27 protein-coding genes and 1 pseudogene are annotated in these 22,672 nt (G+C 69.3%); 3 read left to right on the forward strand and 25 right to left on the reverse strand.

What is annotated here, in order from left to right; all coding sequences use genetic code 11:
- Positions 1–137: 137 nt before the first annotated feature.
- The 6 genes from OHB21_RS00340 to OHB21_RS00365 form a co-directional block, all read right to left on the reverse strand.
- On the reverse strand, positions 138–524 hold the full coding sequence (locus tag OHB21_RS00340) for a hypothetical protein (protein WP_328436934.1): 387 nt from the start codon (positions 522–524) through the stop codon (positions 138–140).
- Positions 525–637: 113 nt separating this feature from the next.
- Complete coding sequence (locus tag OHB21_RS00345; RefSeq protein WP_328436936.1) at positions 638–2,176, reverse strand: hypothetical protein; 1,539 nt, start codon at positions 2,174–2,176, stop codon at positions 638–640.
- A gap of 430 nt (positions 2,177–2,606) precedes the next feature.
- Positions 2,607–2,858: a hypothetical protein gene (locus OHB21_RS00350; RefSeq protein ID WP_328436938.1), complete on the reverse strand. Its 252-nt coding sequence runs from the start codon at positions 2,856–2,858 to the stop codon at positions 2,607–2,609.
- A gap of 137 nt (positions 2,859–2,995) precedes the next feature.
- Positions 2,996–3,169 carry a hypothetical protein gene (locus OHB21_RS00355; protein ID WP_328436940.1) on the reverse strand — a complete coding sequence of 58 codons (174 nt, stop codon included), beginning with the start codon at positions 3,167–3,169 and terminating at the stop codon, positions 2,996–2,998.
- Between the two features lie 120 nt (positions 3,170–3,289).
- Complete coding sequence (locus OHB21_RS00360) at positions 3,290–3,475, reverse strand: hypothetical protein (protein WP_328436942.1); 186 nt, start codon at positions 3,473–3,475, stop codon at positions 3,290–3,292.
- Between the two features lie 50 nt (positions 3,476–3,525).
- Positions 3,526–3,741, reverse strand: coding sequence for a hypothetical protein (locus OHB21_RS00365; protein ID WP_328436944.1), 216 nt, complete (start codon positions 3,739–3,741; stop codon positions 3,526–3,528).
- 151 nt (positions 3,742–3,892) lie between these two features.
- Here OHB21_RS00365 and OHB21_RS00370 point away from each other — a divergent pair, with 151 nt between their 5' ends.
- Positions 3,893–5,794 carry a helix-turn-helix domain-containing protein gene (locus OHB21_RS00370; RefSeq protein ID WP_328436947.1) on the forward strand — a complete coding sequence of 634 codons (1,902 nt, stop codon included), beginning with the start codon at positions 3,893–3,895 and terminating at the stop codon, positions 5,792–5,794.
- 197 nt (positions 5,795–5,991) lie between these two features.
- Here OHB21_RS00370 and OHB21_RS00375 read toward each other — a convergent pair whose 3' ends face one another.
- The 18 genes and pseudogenes from OHB21_RS00375 to OHB21_RS00455 form a co-directional block, all read right to left on the reverse strand.
- Positions 5,992–6,465, reverse strand: coding sequence for a DUF6283 family protein (locus tag OHB21_RS00375; RefSeq protein ID WP_328436949.1), 474 nt, complete (start codon positions 6,463–6,465; stop codon positions 5,992–5,994).
- A gap of 62 nt (positions 6,466–6,527) precedes the next feature.
- Positions 6,528–7,040 carry a single-stranded DNA-binding protein gene (locus OHB21_RS00380; protein ID WP_328436950.1) on the reverse strand — a complete coding sequence of 171 codons (513 nt, stop codon included), beginning with the start codon at positions 7,038–7,040 and terminating at the stop codon, positions 6,528–6,530.
- Between the two features lie 92 nt (positions 7,041–7,132).
- Complete coding sequence (locus OHB21_RS00385) at positions 7,133–8,221, reverse strand: DUF4192 domain-containing protein (RefSeq protein ID WP_328436952.1); 1,089 nt, start codon at positions 8,219–8,221, stop codon at positions 7,133–7,135.
- A 540-nt stretch (positions 8,222–8,761) separates the two neighbouring features.
- Positions 8,762–9,346: a hypothetical protein gene (locus OHB21_RS00390; RefSeq protein WP_328436954.1), complete on the reverse strand. Its 585-nt coding sequence runs from the start codon at positions 9,344–9,346 to the stop codon at positions 8,762–8,764.
- A gap of 243 nt (positions 9,347–9,589) precedes the next feature.
- Positions 9,590–11,245, reverse strand: a complete 1,656-nt coding sequence (locus tag OHB21_RS00395) for a ParB/Srx family N-terminal domain-containing protein (protein WP_328436956.1) — start codon at positions 11,243–11,245, stop codon at positions 9,590–9,592.
- A gap of 81 nt (positions 11,246–11,326) precedes the next feature.
- Positions 11,327–11,581 (reverse strand): hypothetical protein, encoded by a 255-nt coding sequence (locus OHB21_RS00400; protein WP_328436958.1) that lies wholly within the window; start codon positions 11,579–11,581, stop codon positions 11,327–11,329.
- A 42-nt stretch (positions 11,582–11,623) separates the two neighbouring features.
- Positions 11,624–11,995, reverse strand: a complete 372-nt coding sequence (locus tag OHB21_RS37365) for a DNA-processing protein DprA (protein WP_407675269.1) — start codon at positions 11,993–11,995, stop codon at positions 11,624–11,626.
- Positions 11,892–12,794 (reverse strand): annotated as a pseudogene (locus OHB21_RS37370) (DNA-processing protein DprA); the annotation flags it as partial. The gene OHB21_RS37365 and the pseudogene OHB21_RS37370, both read right to left, overlap by 104 nt.
- A gap of 21 nt (positions 12,795–12,815) precedes the next feature.
- Positions 12,816–13,313 carry a DUF4192 family protein gene (locus OHB21_RS00410; protein ID WP_328440146.1) on the reverse strand — a complete coding sequence of 166 codons (498 nt, stop codon included), beginning with the start codon at positions 13,311–13,313 and terminating at the stop codon, positions 12,816–12,818.
- Positions 13,211–13,879 (reverse strand): hypothetical protein, encoded by a 669-nt coding sequence (locus OHB21_RS00415; protein WP_328439659.1) that lies wholly within the window; start codon positions 13,877–13,879, stop codon positions 13,211–13,213. Before OHB21_RS00415 ends, OHB21_RS00410 begins: the two co-directional genes overlap by 103 nt.
- 17 nt (positions 13,880–13,896) lie before the next feature.
- Positions 13,897–14,115 (reverse strand): hypothetical protein, encoded by a 219-nt coding sequence (locus tag OHB21_RS00420; RefSeq protein WP_067514202.1) that lies wholly within the window; start codon positions 14,113–14,115, stop codon positions 13,897–13,899.
- Entirely contained in the window at positions 14,097–14,543 is a 447-nt protein-coding gene (locus tag OHB21_RS00425; protein ID WP_328436960.1) for a hypothetical protein, read from the reverse strand. Before OHB21_RS00425 ends, OHB21_RS00420 begins: the two co-directional genes overlap by 19 nt.
- A complete protein-coding gene (locus OHB21_RS00430; RefSeq protein ID WP_328436962.1) occupies positions 14,543–14,875 on the reverse strand; it encodes a hypothetical protein in 333 nt (110 codons plus the stop codon). The genes OHB21_RS00425 and OHB21_RS00430 overlap by 1 nt, the downstream gene beginning before the upstream one ends.
- Positions 14,876–15,256: 381 nt before the next feature.
- Positions 15,257–15,457: a hypothetical protein gene (locus OHB21_RS00435; RefSeq protein WP_328436964.1), complete on the reverse strand. Its 201-nt coding sequence runs from the start codon at positions 15,455–15,457 to the stop codon at positions 15,257–15,259.
- Positions 15,458–16,198: 741 nt separating this feature from the next.
- Complete coding sequence (locus OHB21_RS00440; RefSeq protein ID WP_328436966.1) at positions 16,199–16,960, reverse strand: class II glutamine amidotransferase domain-containing protein; 762 nt, start codon at positions 16,958–16,960, stop codon at positions 16,199–16,201.
- Positions 16,948–18,129 carry a hypothetical protein gene (locus OHB21_RS00445; protein WP_328436968.1) on the reverse strand — a complete coding sequence of 394 codons (1,182 nt, stop codon included), beginning with the start codon at positions 18,127–18,129 and terminating at the stop codon, positions 16,948–16,950. Before OHB21_RS00445 ends, OHB21_RS00440 begins: the two co-directional genes overlap by 13 nt.
- Before the next feature lie 96 nt (positions 18,130–18,225).
- Positions 18,226–18,975 carry a class II glutamine amidotransferase gene (locus OHB21_RS00450; protein WP_328436970.1) on the reverse strand — a complete coding sequence of 250 codons (750 nt, stop codon included), beginning with the start codon at positions 18,973–18,975 and terminating at the stop codon, positions 18,226–18,228.
- Positions 18,963–20,519 (reverse strand): hypothetical protein, encoded by a 1,557-nt coding sequence (locus tag OHB21_RS00455; protein WP_328436972.1) that lies wholly within the window; start codon positions 20,517–20,519, stop codon positions 18,963–18,965. The genes OHB21_RS00450 and OHB21_RS00455 overlap by 13 nt, the downstream gene beginning before the upstream one ends.
- Before the next feature lie 120 nt (positions 20,520–20,639).
- Between OHB21_RS00455 and OHB21_RS00460 the strand changes: the two genes are divergently transcribed.
- Both OHB21_RS00460 and OHB21_RS00465 read left to right on the forward strand, forming a co-directional pair.
- A complete protein-coding gene (locus OHB21_RS00460; protein WP_328436974.1) occupies positions 20,640–21,089 on the forward strand; it encodes a hypothetical protein in 450 nt (149 codons plus the stop codon).
- Positions 21,090–21,482: 393 nt separating this feature from the next.
- The gene (locus OHB21_RS00465; protein WP_328436976.1) at positions 21,483–21,644 is read left to right on the forward strand and encodes a hypothetical protein; all 162 of its coding nucleotides are present in this window, start codon (positions 21,483–21,485) and stop codon (positions 21,642–21,644) included.
- A 262-nt stretch (positions 21,645–21,906) separates the two neighbouring features.
- Here OHB21_RS00465 and OHB21_RS00470 read toward each other — a convergent pair whose 3' ends face one another.
- Complete coding sequence (locus OHB21_RS00470) at positions 21,907–22,668, reverse strand: DUF2637 domain-containing protein (RefSeq protein ID WP_328436978.1); 762 nt, start codon at positions 22,666–22,668, stop codon at positions 21,907–21,909.
- Between the last annotated feature and the right edge of the window lie 4 nt (positions 22,669–22,672).

Raw genomic sequence — 22,672 nt, forward strand, 5'->3', positions numbered from 1 at the left:
CGTGCGGGAGAGCAGGATTCGGAGAGATGAGGGGGCCGGGTTGAAGGTGCGGTGGCCGTGTCGGGCCGGTTCGGTGTGTGCCGGTGGTGATTCGGCGGGGCGGCGCGCGCCCGCCGATCACCACCGGCCCGCTCGACTTACCCGCGCCGGGGCACGCGGGCGCGCCGCGGGGCGGGCACCGGACGCCACCCGACCGGGTCGCAGGCATACCAGCGGTCGGCGACGGCGGCGAGGTCACCGACCGACATCGCGCGCGGCAGGCGAGCGTCGACTCGGTCACCGGGCCGTAGCGGGTGACCGTTGCAGGCGGCGAACACCCGCTCCAGCACGACGCGGTCGACCTCGTCGTCGGGCACCCCCGCATCGATCGCCAGGCGCACAGTCACGATGAGCCGCACCGGATCTGCGTGCCGGTAGGCCGAGAACGCCGGGCTCTGGTTGTAGAACACACGAACACGAACACCGCGGCGGCGCGTGAACAAGGCACGCAGTCGCGCGAGAACACGACGACGACTCGACAGCATCAACTTCTCCTCAGGACATCCGCGCACCGTCGTAGCCGGGCGCGGGAAGGATGAACGGTGGGAACCGGTCCGCCGCGGGACTATTCGCCGCGGCGGACCGGGGTCGAGAAATGTCAGGCCGCCGGGTCGGCGGCGGGCATCAATCCGAGCCAGACCCGGCAGGGCCCGCAGTAGCCGTCGGCCCACACGATGCCGGTCTGCCCGCACCCGTCGCACGCGCGCAACCGCTGTCCCGGGCCGACCCGGCGAGGACGACGCGCCCCGGACCGCCGACGCGTCGAGCGCTCGGCATACGGCGTGTGCGGTTCATCGTCGATGTGGATCGCCATCCAGCGGGTGATGATCCGCCAGACCGGACCGGCACTGCCCGCCGTGTCACGCCGGATCCGATCCAGCAGCGCGCGCGCATGCGCCGGGTAATGCTCGGCGATGTAGGCGCACCGCGACTCATGGAACTGCGCGGCCGTCCACGGCACCGGCAGCGCCGCGACACCGGCATGCCCGTCGGCCCGGCACTCGGCGCAGAGCCCGTCATCGGAGCGCCACCGACCCGCGACACGGTGCGCGTACCGGCGATCGGCGACGCACCGCTCCATCCAGCACACCACACACGGCCAACCACGATGCGCGAGTTCGACATCGGTGTCGAGCCCACCGGAACCGGCAGTGTCCCACGGCAACTCGGGCACGTCCTGCTGGGTGTAGGGCACCAGCTCGTCGTAGTCACTCGGAACCGGAATACCGGTGCGGTTCTTGGCCCACCGCATCTGCTCGGTCGCCGTGAGCCGCGACCGGCGAGGCCGTCGCGACCCGCGCGAGGCCGTCGTGCGGGGCTGCTCGTCGAGCTCGGGTGCGTGCTGGCGCAGATACGCGGTCGTCTCATCCTCGAGCGCCGCGTCCGAACCGAGCGTGGTCTCGGCGGAGGAACGCGCGGTGCGCCGCGGCGGATCGAGCACGTCACGGGAGCGTTCATCGAGCTGCTCAGCCACGTACAGCACGTAGGAGCGGTCCCACAACCGATCCCCGACATGACCCCACATCAGATGCTCCGGCTTACGCGGGCACTGCACCGGCGGGGTCCGGTCCTCCTCGTCCGGCCCGTCGATGCGGAACGCGCGCTCGGCGGCATACGCGCCATACAGCGCGTCGGCGGCGCGTTGCGCGCGACGAGCGCGCGCGTCGCGGCCGCGGTGACGCAACCCGTAACGCGCGCGACGCGCCCGGGCCTCCGGCGACAGACGAACAGCGTCGGTCGCCGCGGTCGGCACCGCCGCCACACGCTCACGATCCCGGCGCTCCCGAATGGATTGTCGCACCCACTCGGCGGCATCGACCGGCACGTGATGCACATCGACCGGGTCGGACTCGGGCAGATACAGACTCGGATCCGACGGTGCCGTCCACTCCGCCAGATCCGCCACCGACGGGTCCCTGCGGGCTCGGGCGGCGACATGGCGCGTGGCGATCTTCCACGGCATCCGCCCCATCTGATCAGCCACCCCCTGATAGAACTTCAGGTCCGCGGGGCTGAGCATCGCGAGCGCTTTGCCGAACAGGCGCACGGCCTCCTTCCGGTCTATCCGCAGCAAATCATCCACATCGGCGAGCGCGCCGAAGAACGCGTCACGGTCGGTGCCTTCGAGATCGGTCATGGTGTTCCTCCAAAGTGGTGCAAACGCACCAGCCCCCGCGACGAAGCACACGCTCCGCCACGAGGGCTGGTCGGCTGGTCGGGTGACCCGCCGAGTGCGACCGACCAGGGGAGCCGCGACACGGCCGCAGGGAACGCGCCGAAGACGGACGCGAGCAATTCCCCGCGCACACCCACCCACCGGCAGATCCCACGCGCACGGCGCGCCCGGGAATTGCTCGCGGCCGGGCGCGGGCCCGAAGGCCGTGGCGCGGCTCCCCTGGTAGCACTCGACAGGCGGGTCACCCGACCAGACGGGCAGCCCCCACCCACGAACCACAACCAGCACCCACAACACCCCGCGGGCACGAATCCGGTTGCCCCGCACCACAGTCACCGACGGATGAAGCGCCGCGAGCGGATCATGGTGTCGCCGCCGTCCGACGGCGGGCTCAGCGGTGGCCGATGAACGCTCCGGTCGCGCCGCCCAGCACAATCCACGCCACGATCGTGTAGACGAGCACGTCGCCGACCCCGAGTGGGGTCGGCGTGCTCGACAGCGTCTCCGATACGGCCACGACGACCGCTGCGGTGTACCCGGTCAGCTGTACCGCGAACCAGAGCCCCTCAGCGACCCTGCGCAGCGAGATATCGCGGCCGGACAACAGAGCGCGGGACCGACGGCGGAAGGCGAACATGGACACGACAGTCTCCTACAGGGGTTTCGATTCGGACTCAGAACACCGACACCTTCGAGCTACGCAAGGTTGCCCTGGGCGTGTGCACCCGCGACTTCGGCTCACCGTGCGTCCACGAGCACGCATGTCTGAGATGTCCGCAACTACGGCCTGATCCAGCGCAAAGACCCCGCCTGGAACAGATCCATGCCAACCTCCACGACCGACTGGAGGAAGCGAAAAGCAACGGCTGGCTGGGCGAGGTGGCCGCGATCGAGGTCAGCCTGGCCGCCGCCGCGCAGAAGCTCACCGCAATGCAGAACCTTGCCGGACACCATGCAGCAACCCATTTGGGGATGCCGGACTTCCGGGCAATCACAGGGCGACGCACGCACGAATCTCGAGCGACGTAGCAGATCACCCACCGGGGATCCTGCCCCGGCCGCGCGGTGCGGCGGCTACCAGTCGTTGTGGTCGAAGCTGAGCGGGTCATAGCTGCTGGCCCAGACCGCCGATATCGCCGCGCCCATGTCCTTGGCGCGCGGGGTGGTTCCGTCCAGCCAGTTGCGTTGCCCGGTCGAACATGCCCTGTCGACGCGCAGCGCTGCGAGTGCGGAGTCGAGTTCCTCGCGGCTCAGCTCCATGCCGCGTCGGCAACCCGATGCCCACGGTCTCCGGTGCCGGGGTCGGCGAGTCACCCGCGAGGTTCGGCGTCGGCGTCGGGGTCGGACGGTGGGGTCCGGGAAGCGGCGGGGGCGGGGTGGTAGGCGAGCGCCTCGCGTAGGTTGTGGGCGGCGGCCACGAGGCGGTGGCAGGCGTCGAGCAGGTCGGCCAGTGCACCGGGGATGAGGATGGCGGTCCGGACGATGAGCACGATCGCGCCGATCGCGGCGAGGATATGGGTGGTCACGCCGCAACGATGGGAGACAATGACCGTTCAGAGCACCACAGGCTGAACGCGCCGAACACGATCACGCCGAAGACGCCGCGGGTCGTGTGGGAAGGTTCGGCGAAGCGCTGAACGGTGAACGGTCCGACCGGAAGAAGATGGGGGCGGGGAGATGATCGTCGAGCCGAGCGCGGTCGTGACCCGCGCGGACCTGCACGAGGCCCTGCGCCGCCTTCACGAGCGGCACGACGCCAGCTACCAGAAGGTTGCCGCCGCCGCAGGGGTGTCGATCGGCGCGGTCCACGCCGCCGTCAATGGGACAACGTTTCCCACCTGGGAGACGGTGCGCGCGATCCTGTCCGTCTACGGCGTGCCTGACCGCCTGCTGCCCACGTGGCGGCGGGCGCACGAGCGGGCCGCGGCCAACAACCGCCCTGGCCGTGGCCGCCCCGCCCACAAGGGCTCCGACCGATCGGACGTCGACCGGGCGGACGGGCCGCGACTGGTGGATTTGGTGGTGCGCCGGGGCGTCGACGGGGAGCTCCCCCGCGCGTGCGAGCTGGATCCATATCTATTGTTCGTGACGCCGAGCAACTACGGCCGCGCCGGGGAATCCGGTGTAGGTGACCCGTACGTCGCGCGCGACGTCGACACCGAGCTGAGTCGAGCGCTGAGCAGCGACCGGCTCGTGCTGGTCGTCGGACCGAGCAAGGCGGGCAAGACCCGCAGCCTGTTCCACGCCGTGCAAACCCACCTGCCGGAGGCGCGGGTCGTGGTCCCGTCCCGCAATAGCCTGACCGATATCGCCGCCTGCCCGCAGTATCGTGAGCTGCCTGCGACGGTGGTCCTGTGGCTGGAGAATCTCGACGAGTTCCTCATCGGCACACACGCGTTGACTCCGGGACTGCTGGCCCGGCTCACCGCCCGTCCTCACCCAACGGTGGTGGTGGCCACGCTGCGCAGCGAGGTCCGCGACCGACTGCGCGCCCTCGCTGGGGGCGAACTCACCCAGGACATCCGGCACCTGCTCGACGAAGCTATTGAGGTCCGGCTCAACCCGACCAGCGACAACCCGGACGAGCAGGCCCGCGCCGCGGCCGCCTACCCCGAGCTGACGCTGGACCGGTTCGGACTGGCCGAAGTCCTGGCCGGGGCGCCGGAGCTGCTGCGCCGATATCACGATGCTCGCGCCAGTGACCCACTGCTGTGGACGGTGATGCGTGTGGTGATCGATTGGGCGCGGATAGGGCACCCACTCCCGATCCCCGAAGCCGTGCTCATCGACCTCGCCCGCGCCGCCGCCTGCGACCTGGAGCCGCACCGCGACATCCACGACAACGACATCACGACCGCGATCGCCAGCGCCCGCACTCCGATACCGGGCGGCGGCCGCGTGCCCGCACTGCTTGCCCACCCCGACCCGATAACCATCCGCGGCTACCGGCCCTTCGACTATCTCGTCGCTGCCGATGACGACACGCGCCGTGGCCGCGTCGTGCCCGACGAGTTCTGGCGTACTGCGACCTCAATCATCATCGAACCCGACATCTTGCATTATGTCGGATTGGTGGCGAGCCACCGAGAGCGGAAGGATTGGGCCGAAACCTGCTGGCGGCGCGCGGCGGAGGCCGGGGACTTCGCCGCCATGAACAACCTCGGAGGCTTCTTCCACAACCGAGGTGAGATCGGTGAGGCCGAGACCTGGTTCCTGCGTGGCGCTCGAGCCGAAGACCGCATCTCGATGGAAAACCTCGCAATGTTCCTCAAAACGCTAGGTAGGTTCGACGAGGCCGAGGACTGGTTCTACCGCGCCGCCCACGTCGGAGCCAGAAACATCGGGTACAACGCCGCGGTTCACATGCGCGAGCGGGGTGAGGCCGCCAAGGCCGAGGTCCAATTCCGGCAGGCCGCCGTCATGGGACACTGCAACGCCATGTATGAACTCGCGCTCCTGTGCGAGAAGCGCGGTGACACCGACGAGGCCGAGACCTGGTTTCAGCGCGCCGCCGACGCCGAACACAGCATGAACGCGCTCGCGCTTCCTATCGGAACGCCGGAGCAGACCGATACCTAGCTCCAAGCACGGGTGAAGCAGCCGAACCCGCCACTAGCGTGGGCGGCGTACAGGTTCCGGTTCAGCTCCCATACGCCTGAGTAGTTCAAGTAACGCCCGAGTGTCGCCGATGGTGGTGGTGAGCACGCCAGACGACAAGGGCGCGGTGGGAACGTCCTACCGGTGGAACGGCTCGGTCGAGCCGGGCCCCGCGCCGCTCAGGTCGTCAGGTCGGAACGGTGTCGGCGGATCTTGGCGATCGCCGCGACCGCTTGGGCGCCAGGACGGGGCACGTCGGCTTGCCATTGGTCGGCGGCCTCGCTCGCTGACGCGAAGAGCGGTGTGGGCGACCGATAGTCGATAGCGGCCTGGAACGTTCGCGGGCTGATGCGCTGCTCGATCAGCGCCACCCGCAGAGCCAAGGTGTCGCCGTGGCAGCCCGCCCAGCCCGCGCACACCCGTCGCCGATCGCTGTCGGCGTCGACCTGGTGACATTGGAACAATGCCACCGGCTGCTCAGCGAGGTCGGCGCGGTCGTAGGCACGCAGTTTCTCGTACTCGCTGGCATGCCACACCCCGCTGGGGACGTCACGCCGGTACGGGCAACTGTCACACGGGCGCGGCGCGGGTGGCCCCATGGTCTCCGGGCCCGGTGCCGGGCCGTCGCCGGGGACGGCTCGATCGCCTGTCATGCCGCGCTCCTTTCGGCACTGATAGTGCCACTATGCGTCCGCGTGCCCGGGTATCGGCGGGATCATAACGCGGGATCGCCGGCGTCGACGCGCACGCCTTTGTCGCCCGCCGCGGCGTCCGTGTTCGATTCCTCCGAGGGATCGGTGGGGGCGAAACCTGTTCCCGCGCTCCACGAGTCGTCGCGACGTGCGGTGGCCGGGCTGGTGGTTTTGCCGGAGCGGGTGATCTTCGCGGTCGCGTACCGCAGGGAGGCACCGAGTTCGTCGACGGCGAGCTCGACGACGGTGCGCTTGTCCCCCTCGCGTGTTTCGTAGGATCGTTGGATCAGCCGCCCCCTCACGATGACTCGCGAACCCTGGGTCAGGCTTTCCGCGGCGTGTTCGGCGGCCTGGCGCCACAGATTGCAGCGCAGGAACAGCGTCTCCCCGTCCTTCCATTCACCGCTCGCGCGGTCGAAAACCCTTGGGGTGGAAGCGACGGTGAAGTTCACGACCGCGGTTGCGTCGGGCGTGTACCTGAGTTCGGGTGGGGCGGTGAGGTTTCCGATCACCGTGAGCAGGGTTTCGCCGGACATGGCAGGTCTCCTTCGAGAGTCGATGTGGGAGAACAGGGATCAGACGGCGCAGTCGCAGCGGTCGTCAGCCGTGGTCTGCTTGCTGGGCCGGGTCAGGCACGGGTCGGTCCCAGGTCGACGCCCAGGTTTGTGGCGGCCCGGATCGCGTCGTCGGCCAGTCTCCGTAGGCGGGCAGGGCGAATTCCGAGGCCGATGATGGTGTCGAGCAGCACCGCGACGGGATGCTGGTCGTCGGCGTCGAGCGCCGCGTGCACGGCGATGCCCGCCAGCACGGTGTCACCGCGCAGGTAGGCGGTGTAGGCGAACAATGTTGCCGCCGCGGCGCGGTCACGACCAGTGGTCGACCGTGTCATCGCACTCCACAAACGCTGGGCGGCGGGGGCGTGATCGGTGATCGCCAGCGCGAACATCAGGTCGCGGATCACACGGTCGCGAAGCACGGCAGCGATCGCAGCGATATCCCTCGCGTCGGGCCGCGCATCGGCCTCGACCGTGTCGATCACGCTCAGCACGCGTCCGAGGGCGTCACGGTGATACGCATCGAGATCTCGGCCTGCCAGTGCGGCGGCGCGCCGATCCTGGTCCGCCGAAACCTCGTCCGGCAGAACCGCGGCGACCTGGGCGGCGGAGTTCAGGTCTCGGGCAAAGATTTCGGCCAGTTCGTCGCGGGTGCGGTGGATCGGTCCGCCGTTGGCCACGCGGGTGACCGCCATGATCGAGGTGGCCGGGTCCGGCACCTCGCCGTGGCGGTCATCGACCCAGCTCCACCACCGTTCACCGGCGGCGATCGACCGCACCGCATACGCCTCGACCAACCGCATCCCGGCGCGGCGCGGTGTGTCCATCACCGCGTGAAGGAACGCACGCCACGCGTCGGTGCCGTCCGGAGGTGGTTCACCGATGCGGTCGTCGACGACGAGAGCGGTTACGTCGGTTCCCCCGGCCGGGCACAGCCGCGCGAGAGCGGCCCCGATCTGCGCGGGAACGCCCGGGCGGCTGAGGTCGAGGTCGAAACGCACGACCACCTCGATCGGTGCGATCGCTCGCCCGGCCCGTGGTTTGTCGAAGACCGCGACGACCAGGGACCGCTCGGGGTGGAAACCCAGCAGCGCTGGGACCGCGGCGATGAACTCCCCGCCGTGATCGACACGCGGACGTTTCCCTCCGGGGTTGCTGAACATGAGATATCGCCTCCGTGGTCGAGATATCGAATGAACGTCGAGCCCCGCCGAATCAGGGTGGGCACGTGGGCCGCAGCGGACGGCGCGAACTCGGCGGACGGGGCCGCCGGACCCGAAGCAGGAGCGCGAACCCGCACTCGGGGGTGGACATCGTTGTGCGGAGCCGCCCCTCAGCGCGACGAGCGGTGCTGCATCGCCGCGGTGAGTGGGCCCAGCACGAGCCAGATCACGAACATGTAGGTGAGGATGTCGATGAACCCGAGGGGTGTGGGGTGCTCGACAGCAGCACCGTGATGACCACCGCGACCAGGGCGATGCCCGCGATCAGCGCGACGAGCGCTCCTGCCACCGACGGCGCGAGCCCACACGGACCCTGACGGCAGGAGCCAGATCGTGACGCCAGCGACGCAGGCGGGCGAAGACATGATGAGACAACGGATTCTCCTTCGTACGGTGAGCGTGGATGCCGATCGGATGCAGAAATCCCGCGCACGGGCGCACGAGGGCGCGCGGGCGGTCGGTCACGAGTCGAGCGGGTGGTCAGATGTTCGCGGTCGCGGCGAGGAAGGCGTCGTCGGTCGGTAGCGCGTCGAACGGCCAGGAGAGGACCAGCATGGCGGCCGGCCAAGGCGAGCCGTCAGGGTCCGAGCCTGGCGCGGGCTGCTCGGCGAACCTGCCGCGAGCACGGCGGGTGTGGTCGGAGGGGCCTTCGTAGACTTCGAATACCCTTGTGTCGGTGTCGATCACGTACCCGTAGTGCATCCCAGGGTCCCACGGCAGGGTCATGCTGCCGATGTCGGTGATGAGCCCGGCTTCGAGGATCATCGCGGGGTCGCTCTGGGTGTCTCTGAGCAGGTAGTACCAGTCGTACAGGTCGTCGAACGGGGGCTCGTTTCGGGTGACGTACTTGTGGAAGCGCTGGATCTCCTCGGCAGTGGGAACACCCACACTGTCGACGTAGCGCAGCCGCGCGATCGCCGCGGCGAGGGCGTCGGGATCGGTGACGGCCTCACGCAGCCATCGCAGAACCCGCAACCCGAGGTGCCGGGGACAGCTGCTCCACTTGTTGAACGACGATATCTCGACCCCGCCGGCGACAAAGGTGAGGAAACCTTCGGTGGACAAGACACTCCTATCGTGATCTGGGCAAAGCGAACCCGCTCGAAGCGCCACGTAGTGCAGAGCCGGACGAGGAGACCCGCACGCCGCTGGACCGCGGCAGGGCGGTATCGCGCACCGCGTTTGATGCTGATGACACCCGACCCCGGCGCGCGGAGCCCGCGGGGGGAGGTGTTCGGAAAGCCCTGGGAATTGCCGGGGGTGGGTCGGGCGCGAGCCGGCGCGGCCCGGCCCCACCCCCGGTGCGGGTCAGTCGAGGTCGATGTCGCGGTAGTCGAGGTCGCCGACCGCGGCCTGTTCGACGTCGGCGAGATGGTATTTCTCGCCGCCGATCTCGGCGAGGACGCGCAGCATCCGCACGGTGTTCGCGTCGGCATCGCGCCAGAGGGATTTGCTGGTGCCGGTGTGGTAGTCGGCGAGGATGATCGCGAACGCGATCACCCACTGGCGGTTGGGTGGGGCGGCGTGGATGGTGGTGACGAGGTCGTCGACGCTCGATCCGGTGCCGAGCATGTCGTCGAGCAGCATGCGGGTGGCGGCGTCGGATTTGCGTGCGAGGTGCTCGGCGACGAAACCCGCGGCCTGGGGCGGCGGGGTGCGCCGACGCAGGTATTCGTCGAGGAAACTCACGCGCCGGTCCGCGGCGGCCTCGCCGCGCACGTTGAGGATGCGGACACGCCGCAGATCGCGGCTGGCCGCGGTCCGCCGTTCACGTTCGGCGTCGGCGAGCCGCGCGAGCTGATCATCATCATCACCGTCGCCGTCGGAAGCGTCGGCGGCAGCGGTGGTGGTGGCCACGGCGAGACCGGAGTCGGCGAGTGATTCGGCGGGCAGGTAGTAGCGCGGGATCCACCGGTCGCGGTACTCGACACTGCTCGGGTGGCGTTTGCCCTCGGCGGGGCTGGCGTCGGGGTCGTCGGCGAGGTCGTGGTCGATGGTGTCGGGGTCGACCGGCGCCCCGGTCTCGGTGTCGACGAGGATCCCGTTCTCGACGCGGTCCAGCCACACCGTCCAGCGGGTGGCGTCGGCGCGGATGGTGTCCTCGGTGACCGGGTCACCGGTGGCCTCGACCAGCTGTGTGTCGGGCAGGAACGCGGGCTCGCCGCCGGTGTCCTCGGCCGGGTCGCGGGTCAGGATGCCGAAGCCGAAAACACCGTAGGGCAGCGAGGCCTGCATACGGGCGGCGTGCTGGGCGCGCTCGCGGCGGATGCGCGCGACCAGATAGTCGAAGTCCCAGCGGTTGACGCGAGTCAATCGGGCGACGGCGTCCTCATCGCCCAGGGCGTCGAATTCGGCGATCACCGCGAGCTGGTCGAGGCTGTACTGGGAGTCGTCGAGCATCGGGCGGGCGGTCTCGGAGCGGCCGATCGCGCCGAGGGCACGCAGCCGGGTCTTGGCGGCCGGGACCGATTCCTGCACACGCTCGAAACTGGCGCCCAGATCCAGGGCCAGGGCGATACCGCCGGCGCGGTCGCTGTCGCGCAGCGGGATCCGGCCGTCGTTGAACTCGAGCTGGTTCAGGACTCGCTCTCTGCGCCGGACGTCGGGATCGATGTCGGTGGGTGCGTCGGTGACCCAACCCGGCGCTGTCAACTGCCCCACGTGCTGGGCGATGATCGCACGGACCTGACCGTCGGTGACCACGATGGTACCGTCCGGTTCGCGTTCGGCGATGATCGGTGCCCGCACCCCGTGGGCGCGGATACGCGCGACCTGGTCGGGATGGTCGGCGGGATCGAAGTCCTTGCGGACGTTCTCCCCGATGACCAACGTCGACAGGACGAGAGTCTCCGCGCGCGCGTCGGGCGGCGGCACAACCATCGGCTCGATATCGATGCTGGTACCGGGATCGTCTGTGGTGGCCGGGGTTTCGGCGTCGGGCAGTTCGCGGGTAGTGACGGGCATGGGGCCTCCGGGGCAGGGTGTGGTTGCGCGGGCCATGAGGTCGGGTCGAGCGGCCCGCGCGAGGACAGAAGTAGGGGTGGGTCAGGCCGCCGCGCGGCGCCGGGTGCGGGTGCGGGGGCGGCGGGCGACGTTGACCGGGCCCAGGCGCAGCACGCCGCGGTGGTCGGGCTGGAATGCCCAGTGGCGGCCACGCCAGTCCCGGTGCGCGGTGCGCCAGCGCTCCCCCACGCTGGTGTCGCTGAGCGCGGCCAGGGTGCCGCTCTGGCCGAGACTGTCGAGGCGGGCGAACTCGTCGGCGGTCAGCGTCGGGACCGGCGGGGTATCGGAAGCGGTCATGGAATTCTCCTGTCGTGGGCGATGTTTCGGGTACGGGCGGGTTCAGAACGGGCTGGTGTCGAGGCTGACGGTGATCTGTGCGGGATCGGTGACGATGCGGGCGCGCAGGGTGCGGATGAGGGTGTGCGGTCCGTCCGACAGCCGGGAAGTGATCGGGCCGGGCACCGCGAACACCGGGCGGCCCAACTGCATGGCCCACTCGGCGGCGGACATGGTCCCGCTCTTGGCGGCGGCTTCGACAACCAGCACGGCGCGCGCGATCGCGGTGACGATGCGATTGCGGGCCAGGAACTGCTGGGGGGGCGGCGGGCTGACCGGGCGGGTACTCCGACAGCAGCAGCCCCTGCTCGGCGATCTGTTCGAGCAGAGTCTCGTTGCCCGCGGGGTAGATCCGGTCGATCCCGGTGGCCACAACCGCGGCCGTGCTCGCACTGGCGGCCAGCGCGGCGCGGTGGGCGGCGGCATCGATACCGTAGGCCCCGCCGCTGAGGATCGTGTGGGTGGCGGCGAGTGTCTGCACCATGTCGGTCGTGACGTGGACGCCGTAGCTGGTGGCGGCGCGGGCTCCGATGACCGCGACCGCGGACTCACCGGCCCGGTCGAGCCGCAGCGGGCCACGCGCCCACAGCGCGACGAGCGCACAGCGGGGCGCATCACCACGGGGGCGCAGAACACCGAGGCGGTCGCACCACTCGCGATGATCGGGCGTGATGAGCCGCGCTCCGCACGCGTGGGCGGTGTCGAGGTCGCGGCGAGCCTGATCACCCAGATCCACGGGCAGACCGGTGCGGTCCTGGGTGTGCAGCAGCTGGTCGGCGGCCCCCTCGACACCGGATCCGGCAAGCAGGTGCTCGACCAGCCGCGGCGCCTGCAGCGCGGCGCGAGCGGAGACCGCCCACGCCAGCACCCGCTCCGGCGGCGGATCGGACACGACAGTCTCCTTGTTGTTGGACACGAAACCTCCTGGAATGGAATCGGATACGCGAACGCCGCAGCGCGAATCGCCGTGCGCGGGCACGCGGCAGCCCGGGACGGCAATGAGGGTGTGGGCACCGGCTGGTGTGGGTGTGAACCGGGAACGATCAGCACGGGACGGGTTCGAGTGCACGGTGGTGGAAGGGTGGGCGAACCCGGAGGGGATTGGACGCGCCCACCCTCGCGCCTCGGCACACCACGCTGCGGCGGGTGCGGGGCGGCATCGAGACCCGGTCACGAGGTGACGGGTCCCGACCCGCTACCCAGGGTAGGCCAGGCCGGAGTGCCGAGAGGCAGATCGTACGGCACGGGATGAGGTAGTCGTCGACGCCAGCGGCGTGCCCGGTCTGGTGCGGTTCAGTTCCCGAATCTCGATCACGGCAGGTGCGGCCGGGACCGCGGTGGCGAGCGGGAAATCACCGGTGGCGGCGGTATGGCAGGCCAGCAGCGCGGCGGGTGCGCCGCGGTGGGTGGCGGGCACGGTGACGGTGAGGTGCTGCCACAGCGCGCCGGCGGCCCACCCGCGCGGAGTGATCGTCAGCGCGAGCATCGCGTCACGAACGACGTTGTCCCGCAACGCCAGTGCCGCGTGGGCGCGATCGCGCGCCGCGACAACGCGTCCGAGTGCGGCGAGCCTGCGGGCGAGCGCGCAAGTCAGTCGGTGTCGGTGAGCGTCCGCAGGGTTCGGTGTGCGGTGGTGAGAGCGTAGAGCAGTGCGAGCGGGTCGGGGCCGGTGAAGTCGGGCCCGCCCTCCGATATCCGGCGCAGGGCGCGGAACATCCTGTACTGCAAGGGGATTCCCGTGACCGGTGGTGTCGTGTCGTCGCCGGGGTCGTGGATGACGGTGTAGTCGTCGAGGCCGATCCATACCGCGTACCACGGGTCGGCGGGCGCGCCCTCGCGCACGGCTTCGCGGGGATCCCGTTCGGCCGAGGCCCACTGCGCGCAGGGGCAGGCGGGGTCCTCGCAGCGGCCGGGATGGTCGCGGCGGACGCGGAGGTAGTGCTCCATGCGTCCGGCCAGCATCGGGCAGGCGCGGCTCGAGTACGCGCCGCACCAGGGGTGGACGCCGGGTTCGGGTGCGATGCCGCGCAGGTAGTCGGCGGGACGGATGTAGAGCACGACAAGGTCGGTCAGCGGCTTGCCGCAGACCTGGCACAGCGACCGCGCCCACGTGTCGGCGAGCCGCTGGGCGTCGAGCCGGCCGAAGACGGCACGGGTGCGGTCGGTGTGGGCGAGGGTGATGTGGGGCACGACCATGCCCGCCGAGACGGGCGCGTCGTGCAGGGCCACGGGGATGGGCACGCGCGGGGTGTTGGTCATCAAAAGGCTCTCCCAGCTCAGGGGTCGGTGATCGGGTGGGCGCACAACCGCAGGTCCAGGTGACGGTCGGGGCGCCCGGCGCTGCGCACGGTGAGGTGGATGTCGGCGGTCAGCGCGCCCGGCACCTCGGGGTCGGTGCGCCAGGGGTGGAAACGCTCGGGATCGCACGCGGGCAAGCACTTTTCGATCCACCTGAGCAGCGCGACCGCGGAGTCGATCACGGGGTCGGAGTCCATCGCCGTCCGGTGTCGGGGTTGTGGTCGTGGATCGGAATCCGGATCGGTGCGCCGGGGACGCGTTCACGCACGGTGCGGGTCAGCAGCGCGTGACGGCCACCGGCGGCCCATGCCCCGTCGGCGAGGACCCACCGGAAACTGGTGGTGTCGACCTCGGCGGGCATCAGCCGGTAGTCCAAGCCGTGCGGCGAACACCCGTCTGGGTCGGGGTCGTGCTCGATGCGTACCAGCGCGTAGGTCGGCATCGCGCGGGGCACCGACGCTCGGTCGATCCCGCGGAACACCGCCACCGGGGTGCGCGGGGGTGGCGGGGTGGCGAACGCGGCGTGGTAGCCGATGACCAGCACCTCGGGTGGGGTGGCGGGCGGGTCGGTGTAGTGGCAGGGCTCGACGCGTACGAGGAACGGTTCGTGGGCTGCGGCGACCATCACCGGTCCCCGGGCTCGTGCCGGGTGACCGACTCGACGAAACACAGCGGGAGCAACACCGTCGCGGTGTGCGGTGCGTGCAGGACGGCGTGACGGCGGCCCAGCGCGGTGACGCGCACGTGCGGGTGGAGGTGTCCGCCTCGGGTCCGGATCGTCGCGTCCGCGCCGCTGCGGCGCACCTGATCGAGCGCTTCGCGCACCGTGTGAGGGTCGAGTGCGGTATCCGGCGATCGGCCGGGTGTCGGGGGCGGGTCGGCGCGGCCGAGGTGCCAGCGGCTCAGCAACTGCCGCGCCCGCGCGGGCAACGCCGGGTAGCGAAGGGGGTGGGTCATGGGTTCCTTCCTGAACAGGTGGCCGGGCCGCGAGGCATGCGCTCACGTCCCGGCCACCCCGGTTCCGCCGCCCGCGGTGGTCGCGTCGTGCCCGATCAGGCCGAACACGAAGCGATCTCGTGGAATCGCGATCGGCCGATGCGATGTCGAGGTGTCGGGTCGGGTGGCGTGTGCGTCGGGTGGTGGGGATGTGGCTGCGCGGCGGTGCTGGCATTCGGTTGCGCCGCGACCGAATCCCAGCGCGAGACCTTGTGCGGGGCCGTGAGATGGTCGGTGCGGGACCGTCTTCCGTTGCCGGTGACGCGCGGCACCGACTCCGGTGGTGGTCATGCCGCCGGTTCGGGTGTGGTGGACAGGACGTAGTCGCGAGCGGTGGTGGGGTCAGCTCGTCGGGGAGCCGGGCCGGTCACTCCGCTGCGAGGTCGCGGTGGTGGGGTCGTAGCCGCCGAGCTCGAGGTAGGCGCCGGTGGTGTGACCGCTGGGGGTCAGTGCGTCGAGCCGCACTCCGCCCTCGTCGATAGCGACGAGTGAGGTCGGTGCGAGGGTGTTCAGCCAGGCGATCAAGTCGGGCACAGCGAGCATGGCGGTGGGTGATCCTTTCTGCGGGGGCCGGTTCCGGTGGCGTGGGAGCGTCACCGTGTGCGGGGTCCGGTGGCGGTTCGGGGTAGGCGAGGACACCGGAGTCAGCGCGACACCGTCGACGACCTCACCTGGCGGTAGCGGTGAACCGGCAGGTGGTGGGGACGTCGCGGTGGCGGCCGTCGCAGGTGATCTCGCCCAGGATGCGGTCCGGTTGCGCGAGTTTCGTGCGGGTCAGGTGCTCGAAGGCGTCGATGTCGCTTCCGGCGATGGCCTCGTAGTGCGTGAGCACGTCCTCGGCGTCGAGGTCGGGGAGTCCGGCGCGGTGCCAGACTCGCAGGTAGAGGCCCGTCGCGGGGGTGTTCAGTGGTGTGGCGAGGCTGATCGTGCTCAGGGCGAGGGCGATTTCGATGTCGGTGGCCGGACGGGTGTCGGCGCCGACGGCGAGCCGGTCGAGCAGTTGTGCGGCGTGCGCGCGGAACAGGAACTCGCTCCGGATCTGCGGGTGGGTGGGGCGCAGCAGTTCGTAGGCGTGGTGGAGCAGATCGGCCGCGTCGGGGTGGCGGGCCCCGGCTGCGGTGATCTCCTCCTCGGCCCAGTCCAGCGCGGTCAGCTCCGTATCGATGGTGTACCGCAGGTGATCGAGAATCGAGACGATCTCACTGGCCTGGGTGTCCGGCAGGTCGGGGCGGGGATCGGTGGTGGATGCCAGGACGGGTCCTTCCTCTCTGATTGTGTTGGTGGTCAGGTGTATTCGAGATCGAAAAGATCGGCGTAGCGGTCGGTGCCGTCGAGTTCGGGGCAGCGGCAGCGGGGAAAGCGCTGCCGGCAGTCGAGGCAGTAACCGCAGTAACCGCAGTGCGGCCCATCGTCGAGATATGCCTGCTCGCCGCAGGATTCGCAGTCGTAACACCCGTGCGCGTCGTAGTAGCTGTCGAAGTCGCGGTAGCTGTGGTTGGAGTACCAGCGCGCCCGTTCGAGATCCCAGTGCCCGCGCTGCTCGTTGAAGATGTAGGCGCGGTGGGCATAGGCCGGGTCGAGGGTCAGCAGCACCATTTTGTCGCCACCGAGCCAGGCTTCGAGCCGGTCGCGGCCCGCCCAGGAATCCAGCGACCCGAACGGGCTGCGCGGCAGGAAATCTTCGGCGAAGATCCGCGAGTCCGACCGCTGATCACCCGGTCCCGGATGCACGGCATCGGGCAGGATACCGTTGTGCGCGAGCACAGTTCGCCCATCACCACCCACCGCGAAGGGATGGCAGTTGTCGGGTGCGCGGGTGCCGTGGGTGGCCAGCCGGGAGTGGAACAGGGCGGGCCCGTCGAGGTGGCGTGACCGCGCCTCGGTGAACTCGCCGAGGACGGCTTCGGGGTCCATGCCACGGCCGACGATGATGCGCTCAGGGGTGAGAACCGCGTACCCGTGGCCATGCGGGTTCGCGGCGGCGCCGCCGCGCAGCGCTTCCACATCGGGGGCGGCGCCGGGGCGCAGGAAGGTCAGGATGCACACGCCAAGCCCTCGCCCTCACTGTCGGCCGGGGTGCCGGCGATACCGAGGCGGTCGAGCTCGGCCAGCAGCGCGGCGTAGGCGGGCCGGACGCGCAGCCAGGCGACGAACGGGTCCCACTCCCAGCCACCACGAGCGATATCGGCCGCCGTCAGCGCACGGGTGTACTCGGCGGAGGCGGCGGCGAACCCGAGCGCGGCCTGCACCTCGCGCGTATCGAGTGAGCTGGCGAACACGCGCAGCTCGTAGGTGGGCTCGCTGCAGACGTTGATGGCCTGATATCGGCCATGGGTGGACGGCGATCCTTTGGCGTAGGAAGCGATCTCGGCGCGCGCCCCTTCATCGAAGGCCGCCCAGTACGGCGCGTCACGCCGCGCCAGGACGGTGACAGACTGCTGGTTGCGGTAGACGAACTTCATCCACCGATAGACATGCGAAGGGCCGTCGAACCCGTCGCGGGACAGGTGGACGTGGATACCGACCTCGTCGTCGGTGTAGGCGCCCAGCAGCCGCAGCCGCGCCAGCAGCGACCACGGGAAATGCTCGATCGCCCACGGAAACGACATGGGGTGGGTGACCAGCTCGAAGCCGCAGCTGATCGACCCGTCATGCTTCAGATAGCCCAAGCCACCGAGGTGTTCCACCGCGGTGGCCGCAGCCCGGTCCACGCCGTGCGGCAGCCGCACCTCGAGCTCGAGGCCCAGATACAACGGGCCGGACCCGTGGAAGACCGGGCTCGGCCTGTAGAAGCTGTCGAAGATGTCGTCGCTGTACTGAGTGGCTTCGCAGTGCCCGCAGTAGTTCTCGCCGTCACGGATGTAGGTGTCGCAATGCTGGCACTCGTGATAGCCGTGCCGAAGGCACGACGTACAGACTTCACCGCCGCCGTCGACTCCGACGGTGTCCTCGGCGGGACAGTCGCAGTCGAGGCAGTAGGTGTATGCCGAGGCGCACGAATCACAGACCTCGTCTCCGCCCGCCGTGGTGATCGTGAAGGAGTCGAAACGGCCGCAGTCGCCGCACCTGTACCAGTCCCCGGCGCAGTCCGCGCACAGGATCAGCTCATCGACGGTGCGCCGATCCGAGACCGTCGGTGCGCCGCACTCACTGCAGTCGAGATCGTGATCGGCATCGTCGGCGCGCTCGGAGCGCGCGGAAACAGGAGTCGGCAAAAGAGAGGATCCTTCCTGGGAACGAAGAAAGCCCCGGCGCCGCAACGACATCCGTCGCGGCACCGAGGCTCGAAAGAGGTGAACGGCTGGCAGGGCTCAGAAAAGGGACCCGATCAGGGGCCGGGCGATCCGAGTCGCCGCGCATTCGCAATCGGGCAACGGTTCACGGCAGGCGAAACACCACCCGCACAGCCGGCAGTAGCGGCCACGACGGGCCTGATCGACGTGCCCGCAGCACAGGCAGCGCAGCAGCCACCGCCCTGCCAGCAGCGGCGTCGCCCGGTAGGTGTGATTCGAATACCAGATGCCGCGCTCGACATCCCACACACCGAGGTCCTCATTGAAGATGAAAGCGCTCGACGCATAGGCGCTGCGATCGGCGGTGAGCAGGACGAGTTTGCTCGACCCGAGCCAGGACTCCAGACCACGCCGACCGCGACGAGTGTCCACCGGGCCGAACGGTTCGGTCGGCAGGTAATCCTCGGCGGCGATCCGGGTATCGGACCGCTCGTCATAGGCGCCCGGATGCACCCGCTTGGGCAGAGTCCCGTTGTGCGCCAACACAGTACGACCGTCCGTTCCCAGCGGGAACGGATGACAGTTGGCCAGCCCGATCGTGCCCTTGGTGGCGTAGCGGGAATGGAACAGGGCCGGACCGTCGGGATGAGCGGCACGCAGGGCAGCGAACTCCGCCACCACCTCGCGGCCGTCCATCCCGTGCCCCACCAGGAGTTCACCGCCGGTGACGATCCCGTACCCGTGCCCGTGCGGATTGCGCCACGCACCCCACCGCAACGCCGTCGTGTCCGGTAGCGCGCCGGGCGCGAAATAGGTCAGCAGGCACACGCGAGATCCTCCAATTCGCCGGTCAGCGGCGCGTACTCCGCACGCTCGGCCACCCAGGCGGCGAACCGCTCCCACTCCCACGCCCCGGCACACAGATCCGGCACCGTCAGCGCGCGGGTGTACTCGACCGATCCCGCCACGAACGCCAGCGCGGCCTGCACCTCGCGCATCTGGAGCGAACTGGCGAACACACGCACCTCCAGGGTGTGGCGCGGCTGCACATTCACCGCCATTCGCCGCGGCAGATCACGCACTGAGGCACCCTTGGCGGAATCGCGGGCACGGGCCCGAGCGCGCGCGTCGAACGGCGCGTACCGCGTCGAGCGCCGCCGCGCCAACCGCGTGATCGCAGTCTCGTTGCGATACACCAGCTTCAGCCACCGGTAGATGTGCGCCGGACCGTCGAAACCCGCACGGCTGACATGCACATGCAACCCCACCGAACCGTCTGCCTCACACCGCATCTCACGCAGATCCGTCAGCAGCGACCACGGGAAATGATCGATCGCCCACTGAAACGACATGGGGTGAGTGACCAGCTCGAACCCATTCGGCCGGATCGAGGAATCCTGCTTCAGATAGGCGAGATTGCCCACCCGGGCGGCGACTTCGGCGACCGCGTCGTCGTACACGAGCTCCGGGACGATGATCTCGAGCTCGAGCCCCAGATATACCGGCCCCTGCCCGTGAAACACCGGGTCCGGCTTGTAGACGTAGCCCCAGACACGGCGGGGATCAGCGCAACGATCACACGACCGACCCGGCCGCACCAGCGTGCCGCATTCGGCACACGACTCGAACTGCGGCCCACACACCTGACACACCCGCGACCCACCGGACAGATAGCGACTGTCGGCGCTGAACCGCGAGCACTGCCAGCACTGCTCGAAACCGGTCGTGCACGATGCACAGATCACCGAACCGGAGTCCGTGGGTAGAGGCGATCTGGTCAACCCACCGCACGCCACACACGCCAACAGCTGGCCCGCGCACCCACGACACACGCGACCACCACCGACCACATCAAGCAATTCGCCAGTAGCACAACCACATTCGCCGCAGCGCGGCAACCCCTGAAAACACGACCAACACAACGGCCCGCCATCAGCGGTGTGCCGCGTCGTCGGACTCTGGCCACCGCACACGGCACACGCGGGTATCAGATCAAGATCAGGCATGACAGCCTCCAGAAACGAAAAACGCCGCACCGGAACGCACTCCGATACGGCGACAGGGACGGACAGGGAACTGGCTCGAAGTACCGCGAGAACGCAGAGCTCCGGGGCACGGCTTGCTAAGGCATCGGAGCCGGTCAGCGGCACTCGGTCGTGACCGTTGCCGGTGACGGCATCGGCGGTCTGATGCGCGGCGAACGCGAGCAGGACACGGCCCGCCGCGGTACGTGTGCCGCGGCGCACGATATCGAGTGCGCCCCAGGCGTTGCCCGGCCCCGTGTAGCAGCGGCCGACACGATAGACCAGTCGAATCCAGGTGCGCAGCCTTCGATTCAGGCACAGCCGAAGTCGCCCGCCAGCCAGCGCCACGAAGCCAGAGACGTTGATGAGTGCTCGTTGATATTCTGGAGACCGACGTGGCGGCACGGGGACAGGTGCGCGTTAAGGAGAGCAGCGATGCCTAAGCGTCGGCCGCGGTCCCCCGAGGCCGTGCAACTTCTGGAAGCAATTCGCGAGCGACGACAACTCGCTCGCGCAGAAGCGCGCCAGCGGGAGCAGGCGATCGACACCGCAGTACGGGACTACTTGACAGTGTGGGAAGAGATCGAATCGCTAAAGGCTGAATCCGCCGCCCAGATCGCGAAGCTGGAAGAGCAGGTCGCAACCACTCGCTCAACTACAGCCGAGCGAGTGGAAACCCTGGAACAACGACTGGGCCCGACAGTCGAAGCGATTCGACGTAACAGCCACAGCGACGCGGACGTCGCGACCCTTCTCGGTCTCACACCGGCACGCGTACGTCAACTCCTGCGGCTCGCCCCCACCCAGCAAGCCGCGACCGCCCCACCGCCTGAACCGGCAAGAGAAATCTCCGCCACACAAGCTCAGAACACAGGCGAAACGGGCGGCGGAACTTCGACAGACAATGAAGAAGGGTGAACCGACCCGAACCTCGCGGCTTAGACGGAATATGGCCGCCAGATGACGCTCTGAAATGACAGAGGGTGCAGCGCCATCCGGGCGGGAATACCCGGTGGAGCATTAGCTGGCCAGTGGCAACTGTGACACCGATGGCAATACATCGCCGTTTCCCAGGCCGCATATGCGGCCGGACGCCCTCGCGCGATCCGGGTCATCATCACCGCTCTCCGTGCGGCGATCCCGAACAGAATCGCGGACGGAGTGGCAAATATCGCCAAAACAACCATTGCGACCAAAACTCGCATTCCGACCGACGCGGACCCAGCGTCGTGAGTGATCAGTTTGACTGCGGGATAGATCCCAAGGAGAAAGGGGACGGACATAACCAGCCCGGAAGCCACAAGGCGTCCGGTGGGTGCGACAACGGGTTCGGGAGCGAGCGAATTCGCCAGCACCGACGTCCGCGTGCGCTCGGTCGTCGAGACGCCGAGCACCGGCACGACTCCCGACGATGTGATCCCGACTCCGCCCATCACGGCGCTGGCGATCTCGCTGCCGGTTCCGCCGGCGTAGACAGCAGGCACGCTCTGCACGAGGTCGATCTGCCCGCACGTCGGACACGAAAGGTCATGTCCCATCGGCCCTCCCGACCTACGCGGCCCATGCGCACCTTGGCGCGCACACTTGCCCATCCATCGAACGCTGTCGGCGCCACGAAGTCGAGATGCCGAGACTGGTGTTTCGAGATCCATGACTCTCCCTCGCGTTGGACGGGTAGCACATACCCCGGACCCCACTGAATCGCGGCGCACGCCGGGGCATTCGCTCTGAGGCGTCACTCAGTACCGGATCCTGCCGCTGCGTGCTCGGCTGCCTCCGTGAGAATCCGGCTGATGGAGGAGCGGCTCCTGTTCACCGCCCGGGCAATCCGTGTGGCGTTCCAGCCCTCGACGTAATGGTAGGTGAGCGCTGCTGTGACGAGCGCGGGGTCACGGCGACGGGCCGGGTCACGTGCGCACAGCGTCGCCGCCAGCGCGTCGATCTGCTCGCTCGACAGTCGCACCGCCACTCGCCGTGGCGTGCGCACGGTTCCCGACGGTGGGCGCGGCGCGGCGGGCGTGGAGACGACCGCGTCGTCGGGCGTCGGTGTCCGCGGCGTGCGCACGTCCGCGGCGTTGTGGTGTGCCAGAGTCAGAAGCGCGACGGTCGACTGCGCCATCGAGCCCTCGATGATGAGCGGCCACAGCCACGCCTCACCTGCTGGGACACCTGCCGTGACAGCCAATGCCCGAAGGGCGGTGAAGGACAACCAGAATGCGCCGATCGCGATGAACATGGTCATGGCGACAGCGACGAAGTACGAGCCGCGCGATCCCGCGTGCGCACGCACCAGGACCGACACACCGTGCACCGCCGCCAGCAACGCCAACGGTGGGATGATGGCAACGATGGCGGCGATCGCCGGGATGGTGGCGCTCTCGTGTAGGAGCGCCTGGGTCGCGTTGCCGGTAATGCTGACCGCGGCGGCCGCAGCGAGGACCGTCCAGAAGAACGTGTGCGCACGCGATGTCGAGCGTGTCGGCTCGGGGGTGCGCACGTCA

It is taken from the genome of Nocardia puris (assembly GCF_036051655.1).
GTDB lineage: Bacteria > Actinomycetota > Actinomycetes > Mycobacteriales > Mycobacteriaceae > Nocardia > Nocardia puris.